The organism is Pseudomonas sp. PA-6-3C, from assembly GCF_021605825.1.
GTDB lineage: Bacteria > Pseudomonadota > Gammaproteobacteria > Pseudomonadales > Pseudomonadaceae > Aquipseudomonas > Aquipseudomonas edaphica.
Genome location: NZ_WKDV01000055.1, coordinates 14,494 through 36,384, shown reverse-complemented (window position 1 = coordinate 36,384; position 21,891 = coordinate 14,494). Strand labels below are relative to the sequence as shown.

Annotated in this window: 15 protein-coding genes; 9 read left to right on the top strand and 6 right to left on the bottom strand. The window is 60.2% G+C overall.

Annotation, left to right across the window (positions count from 1 at the left end):
- The coding region (locus tag GIW48_RS26735; RefSeq protein WP_236490685.1) for an MFS transporter at positions 1-1,190 on the bottom strand (1,190 nt) is incomplete at its 3' end.
- 230 nt (positions 1,191-1,420) lie between these two features.
- Between GIW48_RS26735 and GIW48_RS26730 the strand changes: the two genes are divergently transcribed.
- Positions 1,421-2,446, top strand: coding sequence for a hypothetical protein (locus GIW48_RS26730; protein ID WP_236460078.1), 1,026 nt, complete (start codon positions 1,421-1,423; stop codon positions 2,444-2,446).
- 127 nt (positions 2,447-2,573) lie between these two features.
- Positions 2,574-4,007 carry an ArnT family glycosyltransferase gene (locus GIW48_RS26725; RefSeq protein WP_176991793.1) on the top strand — a complete coding sequence of 478 codons (1,434 nt, stop codon included), beginning with the start codon at positions 2,574-2,576 and terminating at the stop codon, positions 4,005-4,007.
- A gap of 15 nt (positions 4,008-4,022) precedes the next feature.
- On the opposite strand, the gene GIW48_RS26720 is transcribed toward GIW48_RS26725, so the two are convergent.
- Positions 4,023-4,511, bottom strand: a complete 489-nt coding sequence (locus GIW48_RS26720; RefSeq protein WP_017139291.1) for a TIGR00645 family protein — start codon at positions 4,509-4,511, stop codon at positions 4,023-4,025.
- A gap of 162 nt (positions 4,512-4,673) precedes the next feature.
- Between GIW48_RS26720 and GIW48_RS26715 the strand changes: the two genes are divergently transcribed.
- The gene (locus tag GIW48_RS26715; RefSeq protein WP_017139292.1) at positions 4,674-6,497 is read left to right on the top strand and encodes a hypothetical protein; all 1,824 of its coding nucleotides are present in this window, start codon (positions 4,674-4,676) and stop codon (positions 6,495-6,497) included.
- 137 nt (positions 6,498-6,634) lie between these two features.
- On the opposite strand, the gene GIW48_RS26710 is transcribed toward GIW48_RS26715, so the two are convergent.
- Both GIW48_RS26710 and GIW48_RS26705 read right to left on the bottom strand, forming a co-directional pair.
- Positions 6,635-6,964 carry a PA4575 family protein gene (locus tag GIW48_RS26710; protein WP_099547625.1) on the bottom strand — a complete coding sequence of 110 codons (330 nt, stop codon included), beginning with the start codon at positions 6,962-6,964 and terminating at the stop codon, positions 6,635-6,637.
- A gap of 302 nt (positions 6,965-7,266) precedes the next feature.
- Positions 7,267-9,705 (bottom strand): Lon protease family protein, encoded by a 2,439-nt coding sequence (locus GIW48_RS26705; RefSeq protein WP_056858239.1) that lies wholly within the window; start codon positions 9,703-9,705, stop codon positions 7,267-7,269.
- Between the two features lie 280 nt (positions 9,706-9,985).
- Between GIW48_RS26705 and GIW48_RS26700 the strand changes: the two genes are divergently transcribed.
- The 5 genes from GIW48_RS26700 (at position 9,986) to GIW48_RS26680 (ending at position 14,228) form a co-directional block, all read left to right on the top strand.
- Positions 9,986-10,474: a DUF3015 domain-containing protein gene (locus tag GIW48_RS26700; protein ID WP_017139294.1), complete on the top strand. Its 489-nt coding sequence runs from the start codon at positions 9,986-9,988 to the stop codon at positions 10,472-10,474.
- Between the two features lie 103 nt (positions 10,475-10,577).
- Complete coding sequence (locus GIW48_RS26695; protein ID WP_186617083.1) at positions 10,578-12,431, top strand: Lnb N-terminal periplasmic domain-containing protein; 1,854 nt, start codon at positions 10,578-10,580, stop codon at positions 12,429-12,431.
- Between the two features lie 288 nt (positions 12,432-12,719).
- Positions 12,720-13,025 carry a chorismate mutase gene (locus GIW48_RS26690; protein WP_017139296.1) on the top strand — a complete coding sequence of 102 codons (306 nt, stop codon included), beginning with the start codon at positions 12,720-12,722 and terminating at the stop codon, positions 13,023-13,025.
- Positions 13,026-13,273: 248 nt separating this feature from the next.
- Positions 13,274-13,627: a hypothetical protein gene (locus GIW48_RS26685; RefSeq protein WP_186617085.1), complete on the top strand. Its 354-nt coding sequence runs from the start codon at positions 13,274-13,276 to the stop codon at positions 13,625-13,627.
- Positions 13,628-13,739: 112 nt separating this feature from the next.
- A complete protein-coding gene (locus GIW48_RS26680) occupies positions 13,740-14,228 on the top strand; it encodes a GreA/GreB family elongation factor (protein WP_138452045.1) in 489 nt (162 codons plus the stop codon).
- On the opposite strand, the gene gdhA is transcribed toward GIW48_RS26680, so the two are convergent.
- Together gdhA and ettA are read right to left on the bottom strand one after the other, a co-directional pair.
- Positions 14,225-15,562, bottom strand: a complete 1,338-nt coding sequence (gene gdhA, locus GIW48_RS26675; RefSeq protein WP_176991794.1) for an NADP-specific glutamate dehydrogenase — start codon at positions 15,560-15,562, stop codon at positions 14,225-14,227. The two genes, GIW48_RS26680 and gdhA, sit on opposite strands and share 4 nt — an antisense overlap.
- Before the next feature lie 348 nt (positions 15,563-15,910).
- Positions 15,911-17,575: an energy-dependent translational throttle protein EttA gene (gene ettA / locus GIW48_RS26670; protein ID WP_056858231.1), complete on the bottom strand. Its 1,665-nt coding sequence runs from the start codon at positions 17,573-17,575 to the stop codon at positions 15,911-15,913.
- Positions 17,576-17,859: 284 nt separating this feature from the next.
- On the opposite strand from ettA, the gene GIW48_RS26665 reads away from it, so the two are divergent.
- Positions 17,860-21,711 carry a sensor domain-containing protein gene (locus tag GIW48_RS26665; protein WP_017139301.1) on the top strand — a complete coding sequence of 1,284 codons (3,852 nt, stop codon included), beginning with the start codon at positions 17,860-17,862 and terminating at the stop codon, positions 21,709-21,711.
- The last annotated feature ends 180 nt before the right edge of the window (positions 21,712-21,891 follow it).

The following is a 21,891-nucleotide window of genomic DNA, read 5'->3' as shown; positions in this document are numbered from 1 at the left end:
CGACCTCGCCCCAGCACAAGAGACCACACCCTCCCCCCCCCCGCCGGCCGCGTCACCACTGTATAAGACCAAGCCACCCCCCCCCCCGCAATCATCAACCCATCCCCACTCACATAAGAAACCGTCGCCCCTGTCGCAATAGGCCCCAACACACTGCCCAACGTATAAAACATCGCAATCGCCGTCATCGCCGTAGACACCTGATGCTCCCCCACGCGATCTCCCGCCTCGATCACCGCCAGGGTGTTCATCCCGCCAATCGCCCCGCCCCAGAGGAATACGATGAGCGTCGCCAACCAGGGAAGCGGCTGGCTGAATGGGATGGCGAGGGTGCCTAGCAGCAGGATCAATCCGCAGACCAGTTGGCCGATTTTGTAGGAGCTGCGGTCGGCCATCCAGCCGATGGGCAGTTGCAGCAGGGTGCCGCCGATGCCGAAGACTGAGATCAGCAGGGTCGCGGCGGTGAGCAGGTAGCCGGCCGAAAGGCTGTAGCCGGCCAGGAATGATACGGATGAGGTTTCGGCGAAGCCGGCGATAAACGCGCCGCAGAGTGCGGTGGGGATGACACTGAATAATTTGCCGTGGCGTTTTTCTGCCGGGGTTTGTGGTTGGGTGTCGTAGGGTTTGAGGGTGAGTGCCAGTAGGCCGGAGAGCAGGACGATGACGGCGCAGGCGTAGTAAGGCGCGGCGCTGCCGACGCCGAAGACCACCAGCAGCAGCGGGCCGACGGCGATGCCCAGGCCCATGAGGGTTTCGTGTACGCCAATCGCGCGGCCGCGTTCATCTTTGGAGGCGACGGCGACGATCCAGGTATCGCAGGCGATCCAGCGCAGGATCAGGCCGATACCGAGGACAAAATTCAGCGCAAAAATCAGCACCAGGTGGTGGGTCAAGGTCATGCCGATCAATGCGCCAACGGTGAGCACCGCACTGAGGATGTTGGTCTTGACCAGCCCCAGGTGGGCGAGCAAACGCGGCACCCATTTGTACAGCAGCAGGATCGCCAGCCACGAGGCGCTGACAATCACGCCGATCTTGGCCGGCTCCACGCCTTGCTGTTCCAGCGACAGCGAAAGCAGTGGCGTAACGGTGCCGATCTGTACGATCTGCGAGAGTGCCGAGAGGGTATTGATCTTGGTTAAGGCAAACCAGCGCTGTTTGTCGGTGTATTCGATGCTCGGACTTTCCATGGGTGACAGGCCTTGGTTAGGCAGCAGTAGAACGCCCGAACTGCCAAGGGGCAAAGTCGCGATTAGTACCCTGCCAACCTGCCAGGCACCAATATTCTTAATGACTAAGGATATAAAAACCGAGAGTTACCTTATCTAAAAAGAAGGTGTTTGAATCGCCCCAGGTTTCGTAGACACCTCATTCCCATTACCCTGACGACCTTTATCAGACAACCGGAAGTCAGATACCCGTGCTCAAGCCCCTCGCCGTCATCGCCCTCGCCTTCACGCCCCTCCTCGCCAACGCCGCCGACCTCGCGGGCGTGTGGCAGGGCACGCTGGGTAAATCCGCCATCACCGCCTGTTTCAACGGCGCCGACGGCGAACAGGGCAGTTACTACTACCAGCGCATTCTCACACCGATCCAACTGACCCAGGCCAGCGACAACGCACCGTGGGTGGAAGCCGGCAACACCGGGCTGTGGAAGCTGGACAAACCCCAGGGCGATACGCTCGCGGGCGCATGGAGCAAAACCAAAGACGCCAAATCGCTGCCACTGGCCTTGAAACGCATCAGCACCGACGGCTGCGGCAGCGACGCCTACAACGCGCCCATGGAAGCCGCGCCGCTGCCGGTGAAGACCGAGAAAAAAAGCTTCGAAAACCACGCGTATCTGCTTAAGGCCCAAGGCGCACAGGTCACGATCAAGCTCGAAGGCGACAGCCCGGCGATTCAGAAGATCAACCAGCAACTCGCTGCCATGGCTGTCAGCGATGAGGCGCAGGCGGACTATTTCCAGGAGCGTCGTGAGTACCTCGGGCGAAACGGCTCGGGCTACACCAGCGAAATCGACGTCGAGCCTACGTATTGGTCATCGCAATTCATCACCGTAAAGTTCTATCGCTGGGCGGCGGGCACTGGCGCGCGGGGCATCAGTTGGGGGCTGCACTCCTGGAACCTGCAAACCGGCGAACGTGTTGACCCGTGGACCTGGCTCGGTGGCCAACAACAAGGGTATGACGTCTACTCCGGGCACGTGAAGTTGCCTGCCACCTTCAGCGCCTGGCTGGCCAAACAAACCACCACCGACGAGGGCTGCCCGGCAATCACCAGTTACGACAGTTTCGACCTGAGCTTCAACACTCAAGGCCTGCAACTCTCCACGCGCGCCACGGGCGACGGCTGCGACAATGAGTTGAGCTTCACCTGGGCGCAATTGGAACCGGTACTCACCGAGCCAGGCAAAGCGGCGCTGCCCAGCTTGAAACTGCCTTGAATACGGGGCTGAGCGAGCCGTACAAAAACCCCACACTCGTTCACGAAATGTTAAGAAACGGATACATATACTGACCGATTAACATGGCCGCTCCCCCGAGCGGTCCCCTGCTTCGGTAGCCAGAACCATGACGCGTCCCGTTCCTCTGCTGCTCCTTCTCGTTGCTGTGTTGTTCTTCTTCGCCCTTGGCAGCCATGAGCTGCAAGGCTCCACCGAAGCCCGCGTCGCCGGGATCGCCATGGCCATGCACCTGGACAATGACTGGGTGATCCCGCGCCTGTTCCGTGAACCCTTCCTGGAAAAACCACCCCTGAGCCTGTGGCTGGATGCTGGCGCCATTCGCCTGTTTGGCGGCACCAGTTGGGCGGTGCGCCTGGCGTCGGCGTTCGCCGGGTTGTTCAGTGTGATGCTGTTTTACGCGATGCTGCGCAAGTTCGGGCGGCCGCAAACCCTGGCGTTCTGCGCCGCGCTGATCCTGGCGACCATGGCCAGTTACTGGGGCAATGTGCGCGGCGTGGGTGAGGACTCATTGCTCAGCCTCGGCGTGACCACAGCGCTGCTGGGGTTCTACCAGGCCGTGCGGACTGATCGCGAAGGCTCAAGTGGTTGGGCCTGGGCGATGTTTACCGTCGGCATGGTCATCGCCACGTTGAGCAAAGGCGTGCTGGGCCTGGCGATGCCGGGCATTGTGATTTTTGTGTATTTGCTCAGCACCAGCCTGATGGATAAACGCCTGCGCATCGGCGACTGGCTCAAGCCGGCGTTGTTCACGCTGCTGGCGCTGGTGCCGCTGTTGATCTGGCTGGGCTTCCTGTTCCAGCGCGGCGGTATACAGGCGGTGGCTGAAGTGCTGTGGACCAACAGCGTAGGACGCTTCAGCGGCTCCTTCGTCGAGGCCGGGCATTACGAACCGATCTACTACTACATCGCCAAGCTGCCCGAAGCCTTTTTGCCGTGGAATATCCTGGTGTACCTGGGCCTGTGGCACTTTCGCAAAAGCCTGGTGCGCAACCGCTACCGCCTGTTTTTCAGCGTGTGGCTGGTGGCGCAGTTCACCCTGCTGACCCTGGCGTCGAGTAAACGCACGGTTTATTTGATGGCCCTCACGCCAGCCGCCGCCGTGCTCGCCGCGGAATATGCCGGGGTGTTGCTGGAATGGCTTAAAGCCCACAAACCGGCGATTTACCGCTACCACCGGCGTGTGATCGTCGGTGCTTTTACCCTGGCCATCCTCAGCTATATGAGCGCCGCGTTCTGGTTCGCGCCAAAGGCCGACAAACGCGAGTCGTTCGTGCCGGTGATCAGCCAGGCCAAAGCCTTTCAAACCGAAGGCAAGGACGTGGTGCTGTTCCAGCCTAACGAGCGTATCGCCGGGGCCAGCGTGTTCTATCTGCAGGCGTACTTGCCGATCCTGCAGACCGAAGCCGAGTTGCGCAGCTTCCTCACCGCCAAGCCCGGCAACATTGCGTTGCTGGACCGCACCGAACAGTTGAGCGAGAAGGTCAACGTGATCAAGGAAATGAAGATCGGCCGCCAGCCTTACTACTTTGTGACGCAGTAAGGCTAACGCGGGGCATCAGTGCTTGGTGAGCTTGTCCAGGTAACCCATGGCAAACGCCGAGACCACGAAGGTCATGTGGATGATCACGTACCACATCAAATGCTGCGGATCGACGTTCTTGGCGTCCATGAAGATGCGCAGCAGGTGGATGGACGAAATCGCCACGATGGAAGCCGCCACTTTCATCTTCAGCGACGAAGAGTCCATGGTGCCCAGCCAGTTGAGCTTTTCTTTGTTCTCATCGATATCCAGCTGCGAGACGAAGTTCTCGTAGCCGGAAATCATCACCATCACCAGCAAACCGCCGACCAGCGCCATGTCGATCAACGACAGCAGCAACAGGATCACTTCCGATTCCAACATGGTGAAGATGTTGGGCAGGACGTGGATGATTTCCTGGAAAAACTTCAGCGCCAGGATCAGCAGACCCAGGGAAAGCCCCAGGTAAATCGGCGCCAGCAGCCAGCGCGAGGCGTACATCGTATTTTCGATAAAGCGTTCCATCAGATCTCACACAGCCAGGCTAAAAATGGCCGCGAGTATACCAGCCGCCTCCAAACAGCTGGAACCACGAGAAAACTGATCTGTACGGCATCTGTAAGAGAATTTTTCTGCTAGTGTCGAGTCCTCTCACTCGGCTCGATGATGTCGGACAGGAAGATTCAGATGACGGATGTGCGATCCCCTTTGGCCACCCTTGGCCTGTGTGCGGTGTTGCTGATGGCTGGTGGCTGCTCCCCGAAAGAAGAGCAGAAGCAGGCCACCCTCGAAGAGAAAACCGCAAAGTTCGAACAATCGCTGGACAGCATTCAAGACCCCAAACTCAGAGACGCCATCGCCGACCTCGGCGGCTCCCTGCTGTTGCTGGAACGGGCGCGCGTCAAGCTCGCCAACAAGCCTATCGAAGCCGAATACGGTGAAGATACCCTGGCCCTGCTCACGCACTACCCCACGCCCCAAGCCTTGGTCGACACCTACATCAACGGCCTGTTCGTGCTGCGCAAAGCCTCGCACTCCGACTACCTGACCGATTTGCAGCCGGTATTCCCGTTCAGCTTCAACAGCCCCGACCAGTTCCCCTTCCCCCACGGCCTGGAATGGCAGTCGGTGACCTTGAGCAACAATAAAGTCATCCCCTTCCAGCCGGAATGGTCGGAAACCGACCCGGGTATCCAGTTGAGCCCCAGCAGCTCCAACCTGACCAACCCCGATGACTTGACCGTGACCTACCCGTTTATCGAAGGCGTCGAGACCGACAACAAGAGCCAGCCGCAGCCCGTCAGCCTCAAAGGCTCGGTTGAAGTGGTCGCGCCGGGCAAGGTGCTGACCTTCGACCTGTCGAAAAAAGACGTAGGCCACAAGCGCACCGAAGGCAATATCACCCTCAACCTGCTGTTGCTTGAAAAAAACTACGCCGAGATTGAACTGACCAACAGCGAACCGCTGGCGCCGGAAGTCGGCGATGAATCGCCCAACCCATTGCTGGTGCAGGCCCGCGACAGCACCGGGCAGTACCTGACCCGCTCGGGTTCAATCAACGAAAATGCCGCGCAAGTGGCGTTCTACGAGAAACAACTGGCCGAGATGCAAAAGCAGAAGGCCTGGTCGGATGCCTTTGAAAAACAACTCACCGACGAACAAAAAGCCTTCGAGCACAAACAGAGCAGCCACTACGCCAAGGTGTATTTCAATGGCCTGATCGACACCCTGCAGGTCGATGTACTGGACTTCTCCAAAGCCACCCTCACCCGCAAAGACCTGGACCTGCCGGTGCAGCGCTTCGACAAGAACAGCCTGCAAAGCAGCGTGCAAGCGCTGCCGATGCCGGTCACCGTGTACGACGACAGCGCCGCCAGTTGGCTTAAAGACGCCGCCATGACCGAGGACCAGCTGAAAAAAAGCGTGACCATCACCCAGTCGACCGAAGACGCCAGCGCGGCGAAGATCGTGTTTGACCACCCGTTCACGTTCAATGACGACCTGGTCGGTGCTGATCGCAACAACAGCGACGCGCCCATCACCTTCTTCACGGCGGACGACAAAGGCGAGCGCGGCGAGCCGATTGAACTGCCCACCGAGGCCTTCGAGCTGAACGCCGGCAGCGGCACACTCACCTATGACCTCAACCTGTTCCCGGAAAACCCGGCCTTTGTGGTGGGCTCGGTGCCGCTGTTTTTGGCCACCATCGAAAAAAACACGATAGACGTGGCCAAGCTGCCTAAAGGCCTGTCGCTCAAGGACAACGCGCTGATCGTCGACCAAAAGGAATTCCCCGCCGACAGCTGGCGCTTCTACGCCAAGGACGCCACGGGCAAGTACCTCAAGGAAATCCTCGGCGTGAGCCACCGCGCCGAGGAATACGGCACGGCGCTGTTTGATGTGCATTACTTCTACGGCCAGCCCACCAGCCTGGAAAGCTACCAGCGCACCGAACTGAACACCGTGCAATACGGTTTTGAGGTCAAGCTGGATAAGCCCGAGAGCAAGTAACCCCGCCGATCGTCCCCACGCTCCGCGTGGGAATGCATCCCGTGACGCTCCGCGTCACCTGCCCACGGCTTGAACCTGCGCTGGCTGCGGGACGCGGAGCGTCCGGGGCGGCATTACCACGCAGAGCGTGGGAACGATCAGTGGTGGGTATCGCTGACCGGATGCGAGCGCCCGCCGTTGAGTTGTCGCAGATGGGCCTGCAGGTGCAGGCACCAGATCTGCGGGTCATCGGCCAACGCATAGCCATGCAAGGTCAGGCTTTGCACAATCGACTCCAGAATGGTTTCTGCAACGAATGGCCCATGGAACGGGCCTTGGGACTTGATGGTGGACGGCTGCTCGCCGGTCATGCCGGCAGCAAACAATAAGGTCCACATGCCGTTATCCCCCGCGAGCGGGCGAATGGAGCATTCGATACGGGTGACCAGGCCCAGGCATTGGCGGGTAAGGCAAAGGTTGCGCGACATGGCGGCGCCCCTCGGTAGATCGGTGTTCAGCCTCAATCACGCGGGGAGGCTGTCTCTGTCCTGCGACTCCTGTGGATATCCCTAAAAGTCAGAATAGAAGAAAACCAGTACAAACCAAGGTTGTAGGGACCAACGGGCGTTGGTCCCTGAAATGGGAGTCAATTTTGTGACGAAACACCACCGATCCAATGTGGGAGCTGGCTTGCCTGCGATGACTGACTCATAGCCGACACTTCTGCTGGCTGACCCACCGCTATCGCAGGCAAGCCAGCTCCCACATTTACCGCGTTCCGAACTGCAGATCAGGTTGGCTGGGTTTGCGCCAACGCCTGCTGCGCCAGCTCCTTCTCCGCCTCCTTCAAATCATCCTCACTGATCATCTCGGCGATCGCACGCAACCGCTCAACCACGCGCGCATTCACTGTGCCTTCGGGGAATTGCCCTTCTTCGTCCGGCTCACCGGCAGGCTCGCCCACCAACAGGCTCAGCGCCTCGTCGGCCTGACGCACGGCATAGATATGGAACTGCCCGTCGCGCACGGCTTGCAGCACCTTCTCGTCGAGCATCAGCGTGGCCACGTTGGCCTGCGGGATGATTGCGCCCTGCTCGCCAGTCAAGCCGCGGGCTTCGCAGAGGCGGAAGAAGCCTTCGATCTTCTCGTTGACCCCACCCACCGCCTGCACTTCACCAAACTGGTTGATTGAGCCGGTGATGGCAAAACACTGCTTGAGCGGCGTTTTCGACAAGGCCGAAATCAAGGTACACGCCTCGCCCAACGACGCACTGTCACCGTCCACGTAACCGTAGGACTGCTCCAACGCGATACTGGCCGAGATCGCCAGCGGGAATTCCTGGGCATAACGACTGCCCAGGTAACCGGTGAGGATCATCACGCCCTTGGAGTGGATCGGCTGGCCGAGGTTAACTTCGCGCTCGATGTCGACAATGCCGCTGCCGCCCGGGTACACCGTGGCGGAAATCCGCGCCGGCACGCCGAACGCCGAATCACCGACTTCCAGCACGGTCAGCCCGTTGCACTTGCCGACCGCCGCACCGGCGGTGTCGATCAGGATGACCCCGGCGAGCATGTCGTCGAGAATCCGCGCCGATACACGCCCGGTGCGCGTGGCCTTGGCCTTGAGCGCCCGTTCGATATGGCCGGCATCAGTCATCTCGTCGCCCGCCAGGTGGCGGATAAAGTCCGCCTCGCTGACCAGTTGGAACAAGTCGCCAATGCGCGCCGACAGACGCCCTTGGTGTTCCGCCAACCGTGCGCTGTAAGTGGCCAACCGCGCCACCGCGTCCGAGGTCAACGGCGCCATGCCTTCTTCCGAGGTGCGGGTTTTGAGCAACTGGGCGAACTGTTCCAGGCTTTCGTCGACCATCGGGATGTCTTCGTCGAAGTCCACCAGCACGCGGAACATCTCCTGGAAGTCCGGGTCGGCGTCCTGCAACGCGTAGTACAGCTGGCGCGAGCCGATGATGATGACCTTGACCTGCAACGGGATCATCTGCGGGTTGAGGGTCACGGTGGCCAAGCGGCCCAGCTCGCCCAGCGGCGACTCCATCTTCAGCTTGCGCGACTGCAAGGAGCGCTTGAGCGCGTCCCACACAAACGGCTCGCTGAGCATTTTCTCGGCTTCCAGGATCAGGAAACCGCCATTGGCACGGTGCAACGCGCCCGGACGCAACTGGCGATAGGTGGTGTAGAGCGCGCCTTGGTCGGTGCTGTATTCGATACGGCCGAACAGGTTGTCGTAGGTCGGGTGCGGTTCAAACACCACCGGCGCGCCGCCATTGACCGAATGGCCCACCACCAGGCTTGGGCAATATTGCTCTTCGAGCAGCTTGCGCGCCTGGGCGTCGGTCTTGGCGTCGTCGACCAATTGCTCAACCACGGTTTTCAGCAGGTAGACCTGCATGGCTTGCAGGTAACCGCAAACGCCTGCGTTCTCTGCGTATTTTTCCGACAGAGGCGCCAGCAAAGGTTGCAGGGCCAGGGTGATGGTTTCTTCGTTGAATTGGCGCAGTTGGTTGTTGGACTCACGCTTCCACTGCGGCAGGCTGGCCAGTTCTTCGTTGAGGCGCTCTTCCAGCTCGGAAATATCCGTGTGGAAGCGCTCGCGATCGACTTCCGGCAGTTGCGAGAACTCGGCTTCGTCCAGCGCCTTGCCGTCGAGCATCGGCGTGAAGGCGATGTTGGAGCTGTCGCGGTACAGCGCCACGTCTTTTTCCAGCGCCAGGCGCTCGATCACGTCCAACGCCTTGTCGTAACGCTGGTTGAAGGCGCGGTCGATGGCGCTTTTGCGCTGTTGATAGGTCGGGTGTTCGAACACGGCCGGGAACGTGGCGACAAGGTTGTCGACCAAGCCGTTGATATCGGCGATGAACGCCGCCGCAGCGCCGCCCGGCAATTCCAGGGCACGCGGTTCGCGCGGCTCGTCAAAATTGTTGACGTAGACCCAGTCCGCCGGGGTCTGCAGGCGTTTGCCTTCGGCTTTCAGGTAGCGTTTGACGAACGAAAAGCGGCCGGTACCGGGCTCGCCCATGACAAACACGTTGTAACCGGGGCGTGGCATCGCCACACCGAACTGCAACGCTTCTACTGCGCGTTCCTGGCCAAGCACACCGCGAAAGGGCTCCAAATCATTGGTGGTCGAGAAGCTGAACTGTTCAGCGGAGAAAGGACGAGTCAGCGCTTCGGGCGCTAGACGCAAGCTGGCAGCAACAGGATCAGGCATCGGGCTTCCTTACATCAGGCGGGGCAGATGACGGCATTCTGGCTCTCGCTGACGCGCTCTGGCAAGGCGAGGCTGTGGGAAAGCATAGACAGGGCATGCGTCTTACAAAAAAATCGCTGCCACGCTCGACAACCACACGGATTGTTTTATAAAAAATAACGGAACCCTAGGAACGTGCCTAAACTCCAAACTGCGCGGGTTGGACTAATAACTGGCCCCTAGGGCGCTGCGACGCGCCTGAACCCTTGTCCATTGGTTTGCACACAAAGAGAACAAAGCTATGAAACGGATCCTTCTTGGTACTCTCTTCACCGTTGTCTCCCTCAATGCAATGGCTGAATCGCCAGGTGGCCCGAACTGCGGTTGGGGCAACATGCTGTTCGAAGGCCAGCGCGGTACTCCGGCTCACTTCCTTGCTTCCACCACCAACGGCACCTCGGGTAACGCCACCTTCGGCATGACCTCGGGCACCAACGGTTGCAGCACCAACAGCGCCCTGACCTACGGCGGCAAGTCCTGGATTGCCATGAATGGCATGATGAACGAGCTGTCCGAAGACATGGCCAAAGGCAACGGCGAAGCGCTGACCACCTACGCGGTGGTACTGGGCGTTGCACCGGAAGATCGCGAGCACTTCGCGGCCGTGACCCACGAGCACTTCCAGCAGATCTTCAGCAAAGCTGACGTGACCGCCGACGACGTGCACAACAACACCCTGGCTGTACTGAAAAGCGATACCCGCCTGGCCAAATACGCCACCCAGGCTTAAGCTCGACTGGCCCGCGCCTTTCGAGGCGCGGGTTTTATTTTTGGTTCTATTTTTGGGCCCGCCTCCCCTTTGGGTCTCACTACTTCCGACTTAAGTTGCCCTTATGCTCAAACGCTTTGCCTGGCTGGCACTCTTCGCCTGCGCCCCGCTGTACGCGGCGCCGCATATTGATGATCAACGTTTGCAGCAACTGGCCAACGATCCGTTCTGGCTGTCTTTGGGCCATTACGAAGCCGGCAAGCTCAAGGGCTGGCGCAGCTATGTCAGCGACAAAAAGTTCTTCCTCGCCCCCGATGGCGCCCACCACCCGGACCAGGAACTGCAGGCCACCGTGGAGGCGCTGTACGCCCCGGCCAGCCTCGGCGAAAAGCACGCCCAATGCGTTTACCCCGCACGTACCCGCTGGCTCAAGAGTCAGTTGAACCTCACCGACTTGCCCGCGCTGGAGTGCAAAGAATTCACCCAATGGTTCAAAGACGTCGCGCCCCACAGCGCGGTGATGATCTTCCCGGCGGCCTACCTCAACAGCCCGTCGTCGATGTTCGGTCACACCCTGCTGCGTATCGACCAGGCTGACGTGCAGAGCAACAACACCGCGCTGCTGAGCTACGCGATCAACTTCGGCGCCTATATCGAAGGCTCCGACAACAGCATCCTCTACGCCTGGAAAGGCCTGATGGGCGGCTACCCCGGCCTGTTCGCGCTGGTGCCGTACCAGGAAAAGCTCTCGGAGTACCGCAGCCTCGAAAACCGCGACCTGTGGGAATACCGCCTGAACCTCACCGAAGTCGAGACCAAGCGCATGGTCGAGCACGTGTGGGAGCTCAAGCAGATCCAGTTCGACTACTTCTTCTTTGATGAAAACTGCTCCTATCGCCTGCTGGAACTGCTGCAAGTGGCGCGCCCGAGCCTGCGCCTGACCGAGCAATTCCCGCTCACGGCGATCCCCACCGACACCGTCAAAGCGGTAAAAGAAGCGGGTTTGGTGGAGAAAATCGACTATCGCCCGTCCCGCGAACGTGAACTGCTCGAACGCGCCAAACCGCTGAATGGCGACGAGCAGCAATGGGTGCTGAAAATCAGCGACGACCAGAAGCAGTTGCAGGAACCGGCCTTCAAGGCCCTGCCCCGCGAGCGTCAGGCGTTGATTATCGACGCCGCCTATCGCCTCGGCCGCTACCGCGCCAATGGCCTGGAGCGCGACACCGAACGCTCGCAACGCAGCTTCGAACTGCTGCGCGCGATCAACCAGAACCCGGCGCCCGACCTTAAAATCGAACGCCCCGGCCTGCCCGAAGACGGCCACGAGTCGCGCACCTGGCAAGCCGGCATCGGCACCCGCGGCAGCAAAACCTTCGGCGAATACGGCCTGCGCATGGCCTACCACGACCTCAACGACAACGCCGAAGGCTTCCCGCTGGGCGCGCAGATTGAAATTTTGCAGATGAAACTGCGCCAATACGAAGGCAACCACTGGCAACTGCAACAGCTGGACCTGGCCACCATCCGCTCCCTGACCCCGCGTAATGCGCTGTTGCAGCCGTGGTCATGGCAAGTGACCGGCGGCCTGGAGCGCGTGCCAGGCAAGCACGACGACGAAACCCTCGTCGCCCACGTCAACGGCGGCGCCGGCGGTACCTGGCAACTCACCGACGACATGCTGGGTTTTGCCCTCGGCACCGTGCGTGTGGAACATAACAACGACTTCAGCGAAGCCATCTCACCGGCTGCCGGGTTCAACACCGGCGTGCTGTGGAAAAACCCGCTGGGGAATCTGAGCCTTGAGGCCAAGGGTGATTTCTTCACCAATGGCGAAGTGCGGCGCAGTATCAGCCTTAACCAGCAGTGGGAGTTGTCGCGCAACCTGGGCCTGCGGTTGAGTGCCCAGCGTGAGTACAGCCATTTGTCGACGCCCGTGAATGAAGTGATGCTTGAAGTGAAGTGGTATCACTACTAACCACACCAGATCGCTCCCACGCAGAGCGTGGGAACGATCAATGGCGGAGTGTCAGTTGTTGATTTTTAGCTGACATACCGCCATCACAGGCAAGCCAGCTCCCACACTTTTTTGCGCCTGACTTGAGCTCTGCGCCGTTCACAGTTCAAAGGTGGGAGCCGGGCTTGCCCGCGATGGCGGTCGTCCAGGTAATGATGCATTGACTGACTCACCGCTTTCGCGAGCACGCGCGCTCCCACATTTGGTCCGTGCATATCCCGACACATCGCAATCAGGAGTTCCATCAACATGGCTGTTAACTGCACCTCCCTTGAACAAGTCCGCGAAAACATCGACCGCCTCGACCAACAAATCGTCACCCTGCTGGCCGAGCGCGGCCACTACGTTTCCCAGGCTGCGCGCTTTAAGAAAGACGCCGATGGCGTCAAGGCGCCACAACGGGTTGAACAGGTGATCGCCAAAGTGCGGGGTTTATCCGAGGCGGTGGGCGCCAACCCTGAGGTCACTGAGCAGGTGTATCGCGCAATGATTGCGGCGTTTATTCAGCAAGAGCTGGCTGAACATGCCGCATTGACGACCGACCAGACGACATAACCCCCTTTGTGGCGAGCAGGCTTGCCCTGCGTTGGGCTGCGCAGCAGACCCGATCTTTTGGGGCCGCTCCGCGCCCCAGCGGGAGCAAGCTCCCTCGCCACAGGACAGCGCCTGTCTTTAGATCGTTCCCGCGCAGAGCGTGGCCTGGCCCTTTAACTCAACACTTTTCTCACCGCCCTTTCACGCCTCCCCGACAAATCCCTGACTAGACTTCCCCTATCAGCCGTAAAGCGGCCAGGGAGTACGCCATGTGGCGGTCTGCGGTAATGCTGTGTGCGCTAGTGTGGTTGTCGGGTTGCCAGTCCACCCATCAGGATTTGATCGCCAAGGGTTATCCTCCCGCCTTTGCCGATGGCTTTGACGACGGTTGCAGCAGTGGTCGCCAGGCCGCTGGGGTCATCAGTGGGGAGTTTCGCAAGAATGTGCCGCGCTATCTCAAAGACCGTGAATACGCCGAAGGCTGGGAAGATGGCTTTCGCCAGTGCAAGGCCATGCGCGAGAACGAGGAGTTGCGCGACTACAAGGACAACCACTGGGATGACCGTGAACGCGCCTGGCAACAGGAGAAGGATCGCGACGCTGCCCGCGTCTATCGCCAGTAGTAGGTGGTTTTTCTGAAAAGCGGACGCAAAGCGTCCAGGGCTGCATGCCCACGCAGAGCGTGGGAACGATCACGCGGCGACCATGGCCCAAACTCCATAGAGGGAGAACTCCATGAGCCGAGCTTTTGTAAATGAAGACAACGCCGCCGCCCAGGCCGACCAGCCGGTGGAGCGCCTGGTGAGTGAGCAGCCCAATCGTCTCACCGCGCAAGGGTTAGCGCAGTTGCAGGCCAAGGTTGCGCAGTTGCAGCAGGAATACAGCCTCGAATCCGCCCAGGACAATAAGCAACGCCTGGCGGACCTTGAGCGCGATTTGCGCTACTTCAACCAGCGTGTGCAAAGCGCCCAGGTGATGCCACCAGCGACGTCTACCGACAAGGTGCAAATCGGCAGTTGGGTCACCTTTGCCAACGAGCAGGACGAGCAGCAGCGCATTCAACTGGTCGGCGAAGACCAGGCCGACGCCCACGCCCATCTGATCAACTGGGGCTCACCGCTGGGCCGCGCATTGCTGGGCGCCCAGGTCGGCGACGAAGTACTGTGGAAGCGCCCCGTCGGCGATCAGTTGATCGAAGTGCTGCGGGTTGAACCCGAGGCCTAGACGATGCCTTGGGCCAGCATCGCATCAGCGACTTTCACAAAGCCCGCGATGTTCGCGCCCTTCACGTAGTTGACCCGGCCGTTTTCTTCGCCGTAATGCACGCAGGCATGGTGGATCGACTGCATGATGTTGTGCAATTTGCTGTCGACTTCGCCCGCGGTCCACAGCAGGCGCATGGCGTTCTGCGACATTTCCAGGCCACTCACGGCCACGCCACCGGCGTTGGAGGCTTTGCCCGGTGCGAACAGAATGCCCGCCTCGATAAAGATATCCACAGCCTCAAGCGTGGTTGGCATATTGGCGCCTTCGGCCACGCAGATACAGCCATTGCGCAGCAGCGTGCGGGCGGCGTCGGCGTCGAGTTCGTTCTGGGTCGCGCAGGGCAGCGCGATATCGCAGGCCAACTCCCAAGGCGTTTTGCCTTGGCGGAACTCCAGGCCGAAACGCCCGGCCAGTTCGCTGATGCGGCCGCGCTGCACGTTTTTCAGCTCCAGCAGCGCCGACCATTGCTCCTCGGTCAAACCGCTTTCAGCGTACAAGGTGCCTTCGGAGTCGGAGAGGGAAACCACCTTGCCGCCCAGGTCCATGACTTTGCGCGCTGCGTATTGCGCGACGTTGCCGGAACCGGAGACGGCCACGCGCTTGCCCTCAACCCGCTGGCCGTTGCGCTTGAGCATTTCTTCAGCGAAGTACACGCAACCAAAGCCGGTGGCTTCAGGGCGGATCAGGCTGCCACCGTAGGCCATGCCTTTGCCGGTCAGCACTGAGGTGAACTGGTTGCTCAGGCGTTTGTACTGGCCAAACAGGAAGCCGATTTCACGCGCACCCACGCCGATATCGCCAGCCGGCACATCCACATCTGCGCCGATATGGCGGTACAACTCGCTCATGAACGCCTGGCAGAAGCGCATCACTTCGGCGTCGCTCTTGCCCTTGGGGTCGAAGTCCGCGCCGCCTTTGCCGCCGCCCATGGGCAGCGAGGTCAGGGAGTTTTTGAAGGTCTGTTCGAAGGCGAGGAATTTCAGCACGCCCAGGTTCACCGACGGGTGAAAACGCAGGCCGCCTTTGTAGGGGCCGATGGCGCTGTTCATCTGGATGCGAAACCCGCGATTGACCTGCACCTTGCCGTGATCATCCACCCACGATACCCGGAAGGTAATCGCGCGTTCCGGCTCGCAGATGCGCTCCAGAATGCCCGACGTCAGGTAGTGGGGGTTGGCTTCAAGAAACGGCCACAGGCTGCGCAGGACTTCTTCTACGGCCTGGTGAAATTCCGGCTGGTCGGGGTCGCGTTTCTTGAGGCGGGAAAGGAAGGATTCGACAGATTCGATCATGGAGAAGTCTCGGCAAATTGATTGTTTTTAAATGAGATTGAGCCGGACCTTAGCAATTCATGTTGCACCTGAAAAGCGCAAAATGTCGCCTTTGTGAATTTAAATGGTGCTTTATATATAAATTACTATGATTTTTTGCACCATTAAGGGGATTTCAAATCAGTAAATGCACCAACAGATAAACCGCTATCGCAGGCAAACCAGCTCCCACATTTGATCGGGTTGCCAATTTGAAATGCGGCCGAAGGTGGGAGCTGGCTTGCCTGCGATAAATCCACCTCGGTCCTCCTGAAACACACGCAAAAAAAAGCGGAGCCCGAAGGCTCCGCTTTTTCAAACCAACCCAACTCAGGCCAGTTTTTTGTGCCGTACACGGTGCGGCTGGGCAGCAGCATCACCCAAACGCTTCTTACGGTCCGCTTCGTACTCGGTGTAGTTACCTTCGAAGAACACCGCTTGGGAGTCATCTTCGTACGCCAGGATGTGCGTCGCGACGCGGTCAAGGAACCACCGATCGTGAGAGATCACAATGGCGGCGCCCGGGAAGTCCAGCAGGGCCTCTTCCAGGGAGCGCAGGGTTTCAACGTCGAGGTCGTTGGACGGTTCGTCGAGCAGCAACACGTTGCCGCCTTCTTTCAGGGTCAGTGCCAGGTGCAAGCGACCGCGCTCACCACCGGACAGGTCCTTGACGAACTTCTGTTGATCGCCGCCCTTGAAGTTGAAACGGCCGACGTAAGTGCGCGACGGAATCTCATAGTTACCGATGCGGATCTGGTCGGAACCCTCGGAGACTTGCTGGAATACCGTTTTGCTGCCGTCCAGGTCTTCGCGGCTTTGATCCACGCAGGCCAGTTGCACAGTTTCACCGATTTCGATGCTGCCCGAATCCGGGGTTTCCTTGCCCATCAGCATGCGGAACAGTGTGGATTTACCCGCACCGTTACCACCGATAACGCCGACGATCGCGCCTTTTGGCATGGAGAACGACAGGTTGTCGATCAACACGCGGTCGCCATAGCCTTTGCAGACGTTCTTGAATTCGATGACCTTGTCACCCAGGCGCGGGCCGGCCGGGATGTAGATCTCGTTGGTTTCGCTGCGCTTCTGGAATTCCTGCGACTGCATTTCTTCAAAGCGTTGCAGACGTGCCTTGGATTTGGACTGGCGGGCCTTGGCGCCTTTGCGCACCCACTCCAGTTCTTCCTTCATGGCTTTTTCGTGGGCCGATTGCTGCTTGGATTCGGCGGCCAGACGGTCGGACTTGGCTTCCAGCCAACCGGAGTAGTTGCCCTCGTAAGGGATACCGGCGCCACGGTCGAGCTCGAGGATCCAGCCGGCGACGTTGTCCAGGAAGTAGCGGTCGTGCGTGATCGCTACCACGGTGCCCGGGAAATCGTGCAGGAAGTGCTCCAGCCAGGCGACGGAATCGGCGTCCAAGTGGTTGGTCGGTTCGTCGAGCAGCAGCATGTCGGGAGCCGACAGCAGCAGGCGGCACAGGGCCACACGGCGTTTTTCACCGCCGGAGAGGAATTCGACCTTGGCATCCCACGCCGGCAAACGCAGCGCGTCGGCGGCGACTTCCAACTGGCGCTCCAGGTTGTGGCCGTCGCCAGCCTGCAGGATGGCTTCGAGCTTGGCCTGTTCAGCGGCCAGCTTGTCGAAGTCGGCATCTTCTTCGGCGTAGGCGGCGTAGACCTCGTCCAGGCGGGCCTGGGCGTTCTTGATCACGGCCACCGCTTCCTCGACCACTTCACGCACGGTCTTGGTCGGGTCCAGGATCGGCTCTTGCGGCAGGTAGCCGATGTTCAGTTCGGGCATCGGGCGCGCTTCGCCTTCGAACTCGGTGTCGACGCCGGCCATGATTTTCAGCAGCGTGGACTTACCCGAACCGTTGAGGCCGAGCACGCCGATCTTGGCGCCGGGGAAGAAGGACAGCGAAATGTTTTTCAGGATTTCCCGCTTCGGCGGAACAACTTTTCCCAGCCGATGCATGGTGAAGACGTATTGAGCCATGGTAAACCTAGCGTCAGTGACTGATGAATTAAGCGGGCGAAGCCCGTGCAGGCCATGCGCCGCGCGGGCCGTTGACTATCATCAATGCCTGCGAGCGGAAAAAGCCTGAATGTCTGGGGCTGGAACGCCCCCGCGTAACCGGCAAAGCTACCTGAATGCGCTTGGGCAGTCCAGCCAGGCGGGGCTGGCACTTTGCCACAAGGCAAGGCATGCTAGCCGCCCTCCGGGCGTCCGGCTTATAGTGCACGTCGCGCGCCAGTCCAGCCAAACCGCAGGATCACAGCTTGTCCAAAGTCACGCCGCCCACGCCCTTGCGCGCCGCTCATATAGCGCCGGGCGCGCCCCTGCACGGCACTTTAAAAGGCGCACTGGCGATGCTGGTGCTGGTGCTGCTGGCGTTATTGTTCTGGCAGCTGTTGGACCAACTGCAGCAAAACCAGAAAAACCAACAGCAATACACCATCGATTACAGCGCCGACCTGGCTGAACAGATCAGCCTGAACATGGCCCTGAGCGCGAAAATCGCCTTGAACCTGCTGCCGATGGTCGAGCCGCCGCGCAACGACGAGCAACAACAGGCGCTGATGCGCACCTTGCAACGCTCGTTGCCGGAGCTGCGCAGTTTCGCCCTGCTCGCCCCCAGCGGCGCGCTGATCAGCGACAGCGCCAAAGGCAGCCAGGACCGCGCCTGGCTTGAAGAGCTGGTGCAGCGCAGCCACTCGCAACCTTATTACTTGAGCAACAGCCCCGACGGCACCCTGATCTATCTGTTGCTTCAGCAGCCCAGCGGCGGCTCGAAAATGTACTGGGCCTTGCGCCTGGCGCCCAGCTACCTGAGCAACCTCACCCGCCAGGACGGCCAGGGCCAGCGCCCGATGTGGGCCATCGAGAACCGCCTGAACCACCGCGTGGTCAGCCGCGACAGTGGCATGCCTGCGCAATGGGCCGCGGCGCTGACGCCGGATGAATTGAACAAAAGCGTGCTGGTTACGCCCCTGAGTAAAAGCGATTGGCAATTGCGCGGCCTGTTTGACCGCAGCGCGGTGCTGGAGCAACTGCTGCCGGCGTTTATCGGCAAATGCCTGCTGGGCCTGGCGTTCTCGCTGATCCCGCTGATCGTGCTGCTGAACATGCGCCGCCGCCAGCGCCAGGTGCATGAAGGCCGCCGGCGTTATCAGGATATTTTCGAAGGCACCGGCGTGGCCCTGTGCGTGTTGGATCTGTCGGGGCTCAAGGCGTTTTTTGACAAGACCCACGTGCAGACCCGTGAGCAATTGCAGGTCTGGTTGCTCAACAACACCGCCGGGCGCCAGCAACTGCTCAAGGAACTGCGCATTACCGAGGTCAACCAGGTGGCCGTGCGCCTGCTGAATGTCGGTTCATGCGAGCAAGCCTGGGAACGCTTGATCGATGATTGCCCAAGCAATGCCACCGCCATCGGCTATCAAGTGCTCGAAGCCGTTCTGACCCAGCAAAAACAGCTGGAGCTGGAAATCCAGCTCAATGACGTGGCCGGCAATGACCAATATCTGTGGCTGGTGATGCGCCTGCCGGAGCAGCAGGACGACTTCAAGGCCGTGATTCTCAGCATCAGCGATATCACCAGCCGCAAGCTGATCGAACTGTCGCTGGTGGAGCGTGAGAGTTTCTGGTCGGACGTGGTGCGCACCGTGCCTGATCACCTGTATGTGCAGGACGTGATCAGCCAGCGCATGATTTTCAGCAACCACCATTTGGGCCATACCCTCGGCTACAACAAGGCCGAACTGCAGCAAATGGGCGAGTACTTCTGGGAAATCCTGCTGCACCCCGAGGATGCCGAGTATTACCACGACTTGCGCCTGCAACAGCGCGAGGTCGGCTACACCACCCAACTGCAATGCCAGCTGCGCTTTCGCCATCGCAATAACCAGTGGCGGCGCTTTGATATCCGTGAGCAAGCGCTGGCGCGGGATAAAACCGCTGTGGTCACGCGGATCATCGGCGTGGCCAAGGACATCACCGACCAGATCGAAGCCAGTGAATCCCTGCGTGACAGCGAGCAGCGCTACCGCATGCTGGCCGAAAGCATCAGCGACGTGATCTGCTCCACCGACAGCCAGCTTGCGCTCAATTACATCAGCCCATCAGTCAACGCCGTGCTGGGTTATGACGTGGACTGGGTGTTCAAGAACGGCTGGCAGTCGATCATCGCCAACCCGCAGCAACTGACCGGCATCTACAGTTTGGTGGAACAGGTCAGCCGTGCGCTCGGCGACCCCGAGGCGCTGAACAGACTGCGTGATGATATCCACACCCAACTGTTCCTGTTCGACTGCCTGCGCGCCGACGGCCGCAAGGTGCCGATCGAGTTGCGCCTGGTGCTGGTTTGGGACGAACACGGCGCGTTTGAAGGCATCCTGGGTGTGGGCCGCGATATCAGCCAGCAACGCCGCGCCGAAAAAGACCTGCGCATGGCGGCCACGGTATTCGAGCACTCAACCTCGGCGATCCTGATCACCGACCCGGCCGGTTATATCGTGCAGGCCAACGAGGCGTTCAGCCGGGTCAGCGGCTATGCAGTGGCAGATGTGCTGGATCAATTGCCGAACATGCTCACGGTGGATGAACAGCAGGAGGCGCACCTGCGTTACGTGCTCAAGCAGCTGCATCAGCACAGCACCTGGGAAGGTGAAGTGTGGCTCAAGCGGCGCAATGGCGAGCATTACCCGGCCTGGGTCGGCATTACTGCCGTGTTCGACGATGAAGGCGACCTGGCCAGCTACGTGTGTTTCTTCAGTGATATCAGCGAGCGCAAGGCCAGCGAGCAGCGCATCCACCGCCTGGCGTATTACGACGCCCTGACCCACCTGCCCAACCGCACACTGTTCCAGGACCGCCTGCACACCGCGCTGCAGTCGGCCGAACGGCAAAAGTCGTGGGTGGTACTGATGTTCCTCGACCTCGACCGTTTCAAACCGATCAACGACTCCCTGGGCCACGCCGCCGGCGACCGCATGCTCAAGGAAATGGCCACCCGCCTGCTGGGCTGCGTGGCCGAAGACGACACCGTGGCACGTATGGGCGGCGACGAGTTCACCTTGCTGCTGCAACCGCGGGTCAGCCGCGAGATGGCGTTGAACCGCGCAATTACCGTGGCCGAGCAGATCCTGGCAAGCCTGGTGAAGCCATTTGTGCTGGAGGGCCGCGAGTTCTTTGTGACCGCCAGTATCGGCATCGCCTTAAGCCCGCAGGACGGCAACGAACTGAGCCAACTGATGAAAAACGCCGACACGGCGATGTACCACGCCAAAGAGCGCGGCAAGAACAACTTCCAGTTCTACCAGGCGGACATGAATGCCAGCGCCCTGGAGCGCCTGGAGCTGGAGAGCGACCTGCGCCATGCCTTGGACCAGAACGAATTCGTGCTGTATTACCAACCGCAGTTCAGCGGCGACGGCAAACGCCTGACCGGCGCCGAAGCCCTGCTGCGCTGGCGTCACCCACGCCGAGGGCTGGTGCCGCCGGGGGATTTCATCCCGGTACTGGAGGAATTGGGGCTGGTGGTGGACGTGGGCGACTGGGTGATCGCGGAAGCCTGCCGCCAGCTCAAGACCTGGCACCAGAACAAGGTGCGCGTGCCGAAAGTCTCGGTGAACATCTCGGCGCGTCAATTCTCCGATGGGCAGTTGGGCGAACGCATCGCCACTATTCTCAAGGACACCGGCCTGCCGCCGGCGTGCCTGGAGCTGGAGCTGACCGAAAGTATCCTGATGCGCGAAGTCAACGAGGCCATGCAGATCCTCGCCAGCCTGAAAAACCTGGGCCTGAGCATTGCGGTGGACGACTTCGGCACCGGTTATTCGTCGCTCAACTACCTCAAGCAATTCCCCATCGATGTGTTGAAGATCGACCGAACTTTCGTCGACGGCCTGCCGTCCGGCGAGCAGGACGCGCAAATTGCCCGCGCGATTATCGCCATGGCCCACAGCCTCAACCTGGCGGTGATCGCCGAGGGCGTCGAAACCCATGAGCAGTTGGATTTCCTGCGTGAACATGGCTGTGATGAGGTGCAGGGTTATCTGTTTGGGCGGCCGATGCCGGCGAATCGGTTTGAGGCGCAGTTCAGTAACGACGCGCTGTTCATGTTCGACTGAAGCCTTGTGGTGGGGCTGACGGCCCTATCGCAGGCAAGCCAGCTCCCACATTTTGAATTGTGAATACCTTCAGGTGTGGGAGCTGGCTTGCCTGCGATAGGGCCAGTACAGGCACCGCCCATCCCTGGATGAGCCCCACTTGTCCGCGACATGATGTCCTTTCATATGCCATCTAAAACC